At 72.3% G+C, this 10,486-nt stretch carries 9 protein-coding genes and 1 pseudogene; 6 read left to right on the forward strand and 4 right to left on the reverse strand.

Annotated elements, in window-relative coordinates; translation table 11 throughout:
• Positions 1 to 22: 22 nt before the first annotated feature.
• From ACZ5DC_RS12330 to ACZ5DC_RS12340, 3 genes and pseudogenes are all read left to right on the forward strand, one after another.
• Entirely contained in the window at positions 23 to 565 is a 543-nt protein-coding gene (locus ACZ5DC_RS12330) for a DinB family protein (protein ID WP_468651954.1), read from the forward strand.
• Between the two features lie 30 nt (positions 566 to 595).
• Positions 596 to 1,237, forward strand: coding sequence for a PadR family transcriptional regulator (locus ACZ5DC_RS12335; protein WP_468651956.1), 642 nt, complete (start codon positions 596 to 598; stop codon positions 1,235 to 1,237).
• 7 nt (positions 1,238 to 1,244) lie between these two features.
• Positions 1,245 to 1,634, forward strand: a pseudogene (locus ACZ5DC_RS12340) (ATP-binding cassette domain-containing protein); the annotation flags it as partial.
• 57 nt (positions 1,635 to 1,691) lie between these two features.
• Here the strand turns inward: ACZ5DC_RS12340 and ACZ5DC_RS12345 are convergent.
• Positions 1,692 to 3,098 (reverse strand): glutamate decarboxylase, encoded by a 1,407-nt coding sequence (locus tag ACZ5DC_RS12345; RefSeq protein WP_468651958.1) that lies wholly within the window; start codon positions 3,096 to 3,098, stop codon positions 1,692 to 1,694.
• Between the two features lie 58 nt (positions 3,099 to 3,156).
• Positions 3,157 to 4,443, reverse strand: coding sequence for an ion channel protein (locus ACZ5DC_RS12350; protein ID WP_468651960.1), 1,287 nt, complete (start codon positions 4,441 to 4,443; stop codon positions 3,157 to 3,159).
• Between the two features lie 128 nt (positions 4,444 to 4,571).
• Between ACZ5DC_RS12350 and ACZ5DC_RS12355 the strand changes: the two genes are divergently transcribed.
• Together ACZ5DC_RS12355 and ACZ5DC_RS12360 are read left to right on the forward strand one after the other, a co-directional pair.
• A complete protein-coding gene (locus ACZ5DC_RS12355) occupies positions 4,572 to 5,336 on the forward strand; it encodes a MerR family transcriptional regulator (protein ID WP_468651962.1) in 765 nt (254 codons plus the stop codon).
• A gap of 152 nt (positions 5,337 to 5,488) precedes the next feature.
• Positions 5,489 to 6,577 (forward strand): VTT domain-containing protein, encoded by a 1,089-nt coding sequence (locus ACZ5DC_RS12360; protein WP_468651964.1) that lies wholly within the window; start codon positions 5,489 to 5,491, stop codon positions 6,575 to 6,577.
• 24 nt (positions 6,578 to 6,601) lie between these two features.
• On the opposite strand, the gene ACZ5DC_RS12365 is transcribed toward ACZ5DC_RS12360, so the two are convergent.
• Complete coding sequence (locus tag ACZ5DC_RS12365) at positions 6,602 to 8,254, reverse strand: threonine/serine exporter family protein (protein WP_468651965.1); 1,653 nt, start codon at positions 8,252 to 8,254, stop codon at positions 6,602 to 6,604.
• A gap of 133 nt (positions 8,255 to 8,387) precedes the next feature.
• Entirely contained in the window at positions 8,388 to 8,879 is a 492-nt protein-coding gene (locus ACZ5DC_RS12370; RefSeq protein ID WP_029381130.1) for an inorganic diphosphatase, read from the reverse strand.
• Positions 8,880 to 8,958: 79 nt separating this feature from the next.
• Here ACZ5DC_RS12370 and dacB point away from each other — a divergent pair.
• Positions 8,959 to 10,486: D-alanyl-D-alanine carboxypeptidase/D-alanyl-D-alanine endopeptidase (dacB, locus tag ACZ5DC_RS12375; RefSeq protein WP_468651967.1), on the forward strand; the 1,528-nt coding region annotated here is incomplete at its 3' end.

Consider the following 10,486-nt stretch of genomic DNA (forward strand, 5'->3'; position numbering starts at 1 on the left):
GTCCGAGGAAAGGCGGCAGGCCATGGTCATGCACGTTGCGGCGGAGACGGAGGGCGACGAGCGCGGGGCGCTGCTCGCGTTCATCGAGGAACAGCGCGGAGGTATCCGCCGGGCACTGCTCGGGCTGACCGAGGAGCAGGCCCGTACCCGCCCCAGCGTCAGCGAGCTGTCCCTGGGCGGGCTGCTCAAGCACGTCGCGGAGGGGGAGCAGAGCTGGATCGCCCGCGCGAAGCAGGAGCCGCCGGCGGTGCGGCGCGACGAGTCCAACTGGCACGAGACCTTCCGGCTGGCCGATGACGAGACGGTGGCCTCGCAGCTGGCGTACTGGGAGCAGGTGGCCGCCGAGACGGAGAAGTTCATCCGCTCGGCGCCCAGCCTGGACGACACCTTCCCGCTGCCGCCCGACCCCTGGTTCCCGCCGGAGAGCCGTGTGTCGCTGCGCTGGCTGTGTCTGCACCTGATCCGGGAGACGGCCCGGCACGCCGGTCACGCCGACATCATCCGCGAGTCCCTGGACGGGAAGACCGCGTTCGAGCTCGTGGCGCTGGAGCGGGGCGGCTCCTGAGGGTGATCGCGGGGTCCTAACCTGGACCCCATGTCAGCGATCCGTCTTCTCGTGCTGGGCGCCGTCCGCCAGCACGGGCGGGCCCATGGCTACCAGGTCCGCAACGACCTGGAGTACTGGGGCGCGCACGAATGGTCCAACGCCAAGCCGGGCTCCGTCTACCACGCCCTGAAGCAGATGGCCAAGCAAGGACTGCTGCACGCGCACGAGATCGCGCCGTCCACGGCCGGCGGGCCGCCACGGGTGGAGTACGAGGTCACGGACCTGGGCGAGGACGAGTTCTTCCGGCTGCTGCGCGAGTCCCTGGTCTCCTACGACCAGAAGACGGACATCCAGTCCGCGGCGATCGGCTTCCTGGTCGAACTGCCCCGCGCGGAGGCCCTGGAGCTGCTGCGGGAACGGATCCGCCGGATCGCCCGGTGGCGGACCGCCGTCACCGAGCACTACGTCCCCGAGGGCGGCCCGGAGCAGCTCGGCCACATCGGGGAGATCATGCGCCTTTGGGTCCACACGGCCGACTCCGACGCGGCCTGGACCCAGGGGCTCATCGACCGCCTGGAGTCGGGCGCGTACACCTTCGCGGGGGAGGGCGAGCCGTTCGTGGGCGTGCTCGCCGAGGGGCAGGAGAACCCGTACGCGACAGCGGAGCGGCATCCGGAGGACGACCGCTGAGCAGACGGACGGCGCGGGCGGGAACACCCCGGTCCGCGATCCTGTCCACCTGGCCGGGCCCGGCAGCGGGCGTGTCCGGTCGCCGGGCACGACGTGCTGACCGACGCCCGCGCGGTCCGCGGCGCATCGGTCCGCCGGGCCGGCGCGCGGCCCCGGACGAGCGGCTCGACGGCCGGCGGAACCTGGAGACGTTCGCCCCTCCGCACCACCTCGGCGCCTGCCACGCGCGCGTGCGCGCCACGGAGCTCCTGGAGCGCTTCGGCCTCACCGGCACCGGGCGGACCCCGGTCGCCCGCTCCGGCGGAGCGGCGGCATGCGCCGCCGCCCGGACCTGGCCGCCTCGCTGATCACCGACCCCGCGGCGCCGTTCCCGGACGAGCCCGCCACCGGCCCGGACTCCGCTCCCTGGTCCGGCCTGATCAGGCCCGGTTCGGCCTGATCCGGACGGAAGACCCTAGTGGTGGAAGCCGGTGGCCGCCTCCTTGTCGCGGGTCAGGGGGTGCGGCTGCCGGCGCAGTTCGGGCAGCAGGCGGGCCAGGTCGTCCAGGAACAGGTCGGCGAGGTCGTGCGAGAAGCCGTTGCGGCACACGATCCGCAGCACGGACAGGTCCTCGCGGTTCGGCGGGAAGGTGTAGGCGGGCACCAGCCAGCCGTTCTCGCGCAGCCGCCGGGAGACGTCGAAGACGTCGTAGGAGGTCACGTGGTCGGCGGTGGTGAACGCGAACACGGGGAGCTGGTCCCCGTGCGTGAGCAGCCGGAAGTCGCCGAGCGACTCGATCCGGGAGGCGAGCGAGGTCGCCACGTCCCGTGTCGACTGCTGCACGGCCCGGTAGCCCTCCCGGCCCAGCCGCAGGAACGTGTAGTACTGCGCCACCACCTGGGCGCCTGGCCGGGAGAAGTTCAGCGCGAAGGTCGGCATGTCGCCGCCCAGGTAGTTCACCCGGAAGACCAGCTCCTCGGGCAGCGCCTCCTTGTCCCGCCACAGCGCCCAGCCGACGCCCGGGTACACCAGCCCGTACTTGTGCCCGGAGGTGTTGATCGACGCCACGCGCGGCAGGCGGAAGTCCCACACCAGGTCCTCGTCCAGGAAGGGGGCCACCATGCCGCCGGACGCGCCGTCCACATGCACCGGGATGTCGAGGCCGGTGCGCTCCTGGAGGGCGTCCAGGGCCGCGCACAGGTCGGCGACCGGCTCGTAGGAGCCGTCGAAGGTCGAGCCGAGGATGCCGACGACCCCGATGGTGTTCTCGTCGCACAGGTCGACGGCCGCCTGCGGGTCCAGGTGGAAGCGGTCGCCCTCCATCGGGACCAGCCGGGCCTCCACCTCCCAGAAGTCGCAGAACTTCTCCCAGCACACCTGGACGTTGACGCCCATGACCAGATTGGGCCGCGCGCCCGGGTAGCGGTCGGCGTTCCGCTTCGTCCAGCGCCGCTTCAGCGCCATCCCGGCGAGCATGCACGCCTCGCTGGACCCGGTCGTCGAGCAGCCGATGACCGCCGAGGGGTCCGGCGCGTGCCACAGGTCCGCGAGCATCGCCACGCAGCGCCGCTCCAGTTCGGCCGTGCGCGGGTACTCGTCCTTGTCGATCATGTTCTTGTCCCGGCACTCGCCCATCAGCACCCCGGCCTGCGGCTCCATCCAGGTGGTGACGAAGGTGGCCAGGTTCAGCCGGGAGTTGCCGTCCAGCATCAGCTCGTCGTGCACCAGCTGGTACGCCGTGGACGGCGGCAGCGGGGCGTCCGGGAGCCGGTGCGTGGGCGGGGCCTCGGTCATGCCGCCGACGGGGTTGGCCTCCCCGAAGAACGGGTTGACCGACATCGTCCGCCGCTCGTGCTTCTCGGGACCTTTGTGCAGGGCCATCGGGATGTGCCTCCAGGAAAGAGGGTGTCGGGAGTCAGTGGGGGTCGGGTGGGGAGAGTCATCGGACCGGGGTCCCGTCCTGCCGCAACTGCATCTGCGGACGGCCCGTCACCAGCAGCCAGGCCGGCAGCGAGGCGACGCACAGCAGGGCGAGGGTCCCGGGCGAGGTGACCAGGACGGCGGCGGTGAACAGGCTCATCCAGCCCTGCCGGGTGATCGCCAGGAGCATGCCCAGCACGCCCGTGGACACGCCCACCGCGAGGTGCACGGCCGGTACCAGGGCGTGGGCGCACAGGCCCAGCGCGGCGCCGGCGAAGACCGCGGGGAAGATCCGGCCGCCCCGGAAGCCGCAGGCCGCCGCGACGACCAGCGCGGCCAGCTTCACCACCGTCATGGTGGCGAACTGTCCCGCCGACCAGCCCTGCGGGTCGCGGGCCAGCTGCCCGATCTCCGTCACGCCCTTGAACAGCGTCAGCCGGCCGCCCAGGGCCGCCAGGGCCCCCAGTACGAGCCCGCCGGCCGGAAGCATGAGCATCGGGTGCCGCAGCAGCCGGAAGGCCGCGTGGACGTACGGGAAGGCGCGGACGGCGCACATGCCGAGCAGCGCGGCGACCGAGGCGATCACCAGGGCCGCCGGCAGGTCACTCGCGCGCGGGTGGCCCAGGGGCGGCAGTCCCAGGTCGAAGGTCGGACGGGCCACCAGAGCCGTCGTGATCGCCCCGCACGTGCCCGCGGTCAGCGGCGCGAACACGTTGTCCCACAGCCGGCCCGGCATCGGCCGCCCCGCCAGCGCCTCGGAGATCACCAGTGCCGCCGCCACCGGTGTGCCGAACAGCGCGCCGATCGTCGCCGCCTCCGCCAGCACCGGCCACAGGGCGCCCGGCGTCCGGGGCAGGAAGCGCGCGCCCAGCCAGGCCGCGAGGCCCACGTTGACCGCGATGACCGGGGCCTCCGGGCCGAGGCTCGGACCGCCGGCCAGCATGAGCGCGGTGGCCAGCACCAGGCCCGGCAGGACGGCCGGCGGCAGCACCGGTGCGTCCAGTCCGACGGTGGCCGGGTCGGGGCCGGCGTGGCCGGGGACCTTCCAGACCACCAGCCCGACGGCGATCCCGGTCGCCAGGAGCACGACGAACATCCACAGCCCGCTGGAGCGACCCACGCCGAGGGCGTCCGGCAACGGCCCCCACAGCAGGCGCTGGAGCTTCTCCCCCGCCGTGCTCACCCCGACGAAGACCAGGCTCGCGGCCACGCCCACGAGGAGGGCGGGCAGGATGAACGGCAGCAGAGCCCGTGCCGGGGCGCTCGGAGCGCTCGGGGGCGCCTGCTGCGTCGTCTCCTCGGCCACGGGCTCACCATAAGCGGACGAAATGCCCGCAACATCCGGAACCGCGGCATGCGGAACACGCTGTCGGCTTGCACCTCACGCGACGTGAGGCCGCAGCGTGGGGGCGTACCGACGACAAGGAGCGGAAAGTGAGCTACTCCGTGGGACAGGTCGCGGGGTTCGCCGGCGTCACGGTGCGCACGCTGCACCACTACGACGAGATCGGCCTGCTCGTGCCCAGCGAGCGGACGCACGCCGGCCACCGGCGCTACGGCGACGCCGACCTCGACCGGCTCCAGCAGATCCTGTTCTACCGCGAGCTCGGCTTCCCGCTCGACGAGGTCGCGGCCCTGCTCGACGACCCGGACGCGGACCCGCGCGCACACCTGCGCCGCCGGCACGACCTGCTGACCGCCCGGATCGAGAAGCTGCAGGAGATGGCCGCGGCCGTGGAGCACGCCTTGGAGGCACGCACGATGGGCATCGACCTGACACCGGAGGAGCGGTTCGAGGTCTTCGGGGACAAGGACCCCGAGCAGTACGCCGAGGAGGCCGAGCAGCGCTGGGGCGGCACCGAGGCGTACGCCGAGTCACGGCGCCGCGCCGCGACGTACACCAAGGAGGACTGGAAGCGCATCCAGGCCGAGGTGGACGACTGGGGCGAGCGGTACGCCGCCCTGGTCGCCGCCGGTGAGCGGCCGGACGGCGCGGCGGCCATGGACCTGGCCGAGGAACACCGGCGGCACATCGGCCGGTACTACTTCGAGGTTCCCTACGAGACGCACCGGTGCTTCGCGCGGATGTACGTCTCCGACGAGCGCTTCAAGGCGTTCTACGACGCCATGCGCCCCGGGCTCGCCGAGCACCTGCGCGACGCGATCCTCGCCAACGCGGACCGGCACACCGCCTCCTGACGTCCGGGCCCGGGGCCGGCTCCCCGGGCCCGGGCACCCCACGGTGACGCGGTGGAACCCGGGATGGTCCCCTTACGTTGATAGTTTTGTACGGCGCCCCATCGACGTTCAGCTGCCGTAGCCGCCTTCACCTCTCAGGAGCCGGACCCGTTATGACATTCGCCCTCGGCCCGAGCTGGCTGGATCCCAACTATCTGCTCGACACGTACAGCGTCTGGGGTCTGCTGCTCATCGTCTTCGCCGAGTCCGGCCTGCTCATCGGCTTCTTCCTGCCGGGTGACTCGCTGCTGTTCACGTGCGGCCTGCTGATCACGTCCGGGGACCTCGACTTCCCGCTGTGGGCCGCCATCGCGCTGATCTCCCTCGCCGCGATCCTCGGCGACCAGGCGGGCTACATGTTCGGCAAGAAGGTCGGCCCGTCCCTGTTCAACCGGCCGGACTCCCGCCTCTTCAAGCAGGAGAACGTCACCAAGGCGCACGAGTTCTTCGAGAAGTACGGCCCGAAGTCCCTGGTCCTGGCCCGCTTCGTGCCGATCGTGCGCACGTTCACGCCGATCATCGCGGGCGTCAGCGGCATGAAGTACCGCTCGTTCCTGACCTTCAACGTCATCGGCGGTGTGCTGTGGGGCGCGGGCGTCACCCTGCTCGGCTCCTGGCTCGGCAACATCGGCTTCGTCAAGAAGAACATCGAGGCGATCCTGATCCTGATCGTCCTCGTCTCGGTGATCCCGATCGCCATCGAGTACCTGCGGGCGCGCGGCAAGAGCAAGAAGGCCGGGCAGAGCGCCCCGGAGCCCGCGCGGCAGCCCGCCTACCAGCAGGCCCAGCCCGTCCACCAGCAGCCGCAGTACCAGCACCCCCCGGTCATGGACGACGCCACGACCCGCCTGCGGCGCGTCGAGCCCGAGCAGCCGTACACCCCGCAGTACGAGCAGCCGTACCAGCAGCCCCAGCAGCCCCAGCAGCCCCGGCGGCAGGACTGGAACCAGGGCTACGAGAACCAGGGCCACGGGCATCAGGGGTACGGCAACCAGGGCTACGACGGCCAGGGCTACGACGCCGGGCAGTCCTACGACCGGCAGCAGTACCCCCAGCAGCACCCGAACCAGTACGACCAGAACCAGTACGACCAGAACCAGTACGACCAGAACCAGTACGGCCAGAACCAGTACGACCAGGGTCAGTACGATCCGAACCAGCACGACCCGAACCAGTACCCGCACGACAACCGCGGCCACTGACCGGGGCGCGGGGGGCGGGGCGGCTCAGAACCCGCGCGTCCGCTTGGCGGCCCTGCGCTTCCCGGCGGAACCGATGCGCAGGAACAGCCGGGAGATCTCCGACCCCAGGTTGACCCCGATGGCGATGGCCATCGCCAGCGACGCGGCCTTGGCCAGCGACACCAGTCCCTTGTCCACGTCGTTCTGCGCCATGGACAGCAGTCCGAAGTACGTCGCCGAACCGGGCAGCAGCGGCCCGATCGCCGCCGTCGTGTACGGCAGCGCCGAGGCGAACCGGTACCGGGACAGCAGCTGCCCGAACAGCCCCACGAGCCCCGCCGCCACGGCCGTGGAGGCCACCGGCGAGATATCGCCCGCGTAGCGCATCGCGCCGTACACCGACCAGGCCACCCCGCCGTTGAGGGTCACCCAGAGCACGGTGGACCGCTCCTGCTGGAGCAGTACGGCGAAGGTCAGCGACAGGAGCATCGAGGCCGCGATCTGGATCAGCGGCCGGTCGGAGATGCCCAGCTGCGCGTCCGGATTCAGCTTGCCGCCGATCTTCACGCCGAAGTACAGGACGGTCAGCACCCCGGTGACGATGCCCACGAAGAAGTACATGACCTCCAGCAGCCGGGCCGAGGCGGTGATGTAGAAGCCCGTCAGCCCGTCCTGCACCCCCGCCACCAGCGCCCGCCCCGGCAGCAGCGCGAACAGCCCACCGGTGATCACCGCGGACGCCTTCACGTCCACGTGTGCCAGGGTCAGCGCCACCCCGATCGCAGCGGGCGGCATCGCGGCCACGGTGAACTGGTAGAACTCCGGCAGCCCGCGCCCCGCGCACAGCCACGCCAGCCGGTCGCCGAGCATCGCGCCGACGGCCGCCGCCAGGAACACGATCGGGTCACCGCCGACCAGCACGGAGGCCGCGCCGGCCAGCAGCCCGCTCGCCAGGGTCAGCGCCCAGCCGGGGTACGGGTGCCGGTTGCGGCGGATCTCCGCCAGGCGCCGGTAGGCCTCCTCCAGGGAGACATGGGTCTCCGGGTCGGTCAGGTCGTCCACCAGCCGGAAGACGGCCGAAAGACGCGTGTAATCGGTGCCCCGCCGCCGGACGGTCCGGGACGCCGTCACCGGGTCCTCCACCAGCGACGGCTGGTGCGAGATCGACAGCAGCGTGAAGGTGACGGTCGGCTCGCACCGGTCCAGGCCGTAGGACCGGCACACCGCGAACATCGCGGCCTCCACGTCCTCCGCGCCCTCACCGCCGGCCAGCAGCAGCTCACCGATGCGCAGGGTCAGGTCCAGGACGCGCGGGACGGCAGGACCGCCCTCCTCCACGCGCTGCACCGCCTCCGGCGCCGGCCGCTCCGTCACCGGCATGCGCAGCATCGTGCGCATCCGGTCCTGCCAGGGCGCGTCCTTGACCAGGCTGACCAGGGGCACACCCGTGGCCGGGGTGAACGCGGCCGGCGCGCTCTTCGCGCTGTAGGTGCTCGGCGTGCCGAACGCCGAGCCCTCCGGTTCGGCACTGGGCGGCTGCGGGGTCTCCAGCCCCTTCGGCACCGCGAACTCGGAGGTCGTCTCCGACTCGCCGGCCCTCGGGACGTCGAGGCCCTCGGGGATGGCGAACTCGGACGTGATCTCCGGGTCGTACCGCGCCTCGTCCGACCGGGGCTTGCGCTCCTCCGTCTCCGTCACCTCGCACCGCTCCCTGTACCGCACTTGCCGTAAGCATCAGTATGCGCACACGTACCCGGACGGGCCGTACCTGTGCGGACATGCGAAACGGGCCGCACGCGTACGCGTGCGGCCCGTTCACGCGAGCGGGTGCTCAGTGGCCGCCCTGCTCCTTGAAGCGCTTGTACGACCGCTCGATCTCCGCCTCGGCGTCCGTCCGGCCCACCCAGTTGGCGCCCTCGACCGACTTGCCGGGCTCCAGGTCCTTGTAGACCTCGAAGAAGTGCTGGATCTCCAGGCGGTCGAACTCCGACACGTGGTGGATGTCGCGCAGGTGCTCCACGCGCGGGTCGGTCGCCGGGACGCACAGCAGCTTGTCGTCGCCGCCCGCCTCGTCCGTCATGCGGAACATGCCGATCGCGCGGCAGCGGATGAGGCAGCCCGGGAAGGTCGGCTCGTCCAGGATGACCAGCGCGTCCAGCGGGTCGCCGTCCTCGCCGAGGGTGTTCTCGACGAAGCCGTAGTCGGTCGGGTAGGCGGTCGAGGTGAAGAGACGACGGTCCAGGCGGATCCGACCGGTCTCGTGGTCCACCTCGTACTTGTTCCGCGAACCCTTCGGGATCTCGATCGTGACGTCGAACTCCACCGGTGGCTCCTCCATGATCAGCACATAGTTCTGGTGGTTAAGTGTCCCTCACGCAGGTGTGTGATCGCGAAAGGGGCTGGTGGTCGTGCCTGAGCTGGGACCTTGGCGGGCCGCGAGACCGCGCGTGGCGCGGATCGCGGCCGCCGTACGACCGGGTCTGGCGCGCGCCGTGACGGCCGCCCGGCCGCGGATCGCGCGGCTGACGGAAGCCGTCCGCGTCAGGCCTGTCCACCTCCCCCGTCCGCGGACCGTCAGGACCTGGCAGTACACCGCGGGCGCCGCCACCGCCGGCCTGGCACTGGCCGCCGGCGTGGTGACCGTGGCCGGTCCCTGGGACGCCAACGGTCAGCGTACGGCCGAGCGGGACCGCGCCGCCGCACTGGAGCGGTCAGGTGGCGCAGATCACGGCCGCTCCGGCAGGGCCGCGGGGGCACGCCGGCCCGCGCCGAGCGCCGCGGCCGTGCTGACGGGCCTCGGCGGCACCACGGGCGCCGTCGGCACCAAGAAGACCTCTCCGGACGCGAAGGCGCTCTCGGACGCCCTGGGGCCGCTGCTGGACGTGCCCGCGCTCGGTGACAGCCACGCGGCGGCCGTCGTCGACGTCACCACCGGCGAGCGCCTCTACGGCGCCGACGCCGGCAAGGCCCTCACGCCCGCCTCCACCACCAAGATCGCCACCGCCGTCGCCGCGCTGTCCGCCCTCGGCCCCGACCACCGCCTCACCACCCGCACCGCCCTGGAGCCCGACACCCGGGAACTCGTCCTGGTCGGCGGCGGCGACCCCACCCTCACCGCGCACGCCAAGACGGGCGGCTGGGCCGGCCTGCGGGCGCTGGCCGCGGGCACCGCGAAGGCGCTGGACCGGCGCGGCATCCACAAGATCACCCTTTCGTACGACGCCACCCTCTTCACCGGCCCCGCCCTGCACCCCATCGGCGCCAACGACAACCTCGCCCCGGTCAGCGCCCTGACCGTGGACGAGGGCCGCACCGACGCCTCCACCGAGGGCCCGGCGCCCCGCGTGGGCGACCCGGCGGTGGACGCGGTCACCCGGTTCGCGGGCTTCCTGAAGGACGCCGGCATCACCACCACGGCCCCCGGCCCGTCCAAGGCCAGCACGCGCGCGCAGACCCTCGCCCGGGTCTCCTCGCCGCCGCTGTCGCAGCTGGTCGAGCGGATGCTGACCAACAGCGACAACGACATCGCGGAGGCCCTGGCCCGGCAGACCGCCCTGGCGAGCGGGCAGCCCGCCGCCATCGACGGCGGCGCGAAGGCCATCGCCACCCAGCTGCGCAAGCTCGGCCTGCCGATGGCGGGCGCCGCCTTCCACGACGGCAGCGGACTGAACCGCGACGACCGGCTCACGGCCGACCTCCTCACCGCCCTCCTGGTCAAGGCGGGCGACCCCGGCCGTCCCGGCCTGCGCCCGGTCCTCACCGGCCTGCCCGTGGCCGGCTTCACCGGCACCCTGAGCTCGCGGTACACCAACGGCGCGGCCGGTCTCGTGCGCGCCAAGACGGGCACGCTGACCGGTGTGAACACTCTCGCGGGCACGGTCGTCGGCAAGAGCGGGCATCTCCTGGCCTTCGCCTTCCTCGCCTCGGACA

Source organism: Streptomyces sp. NPDC031445 (genome assembly GCF_055581365.1).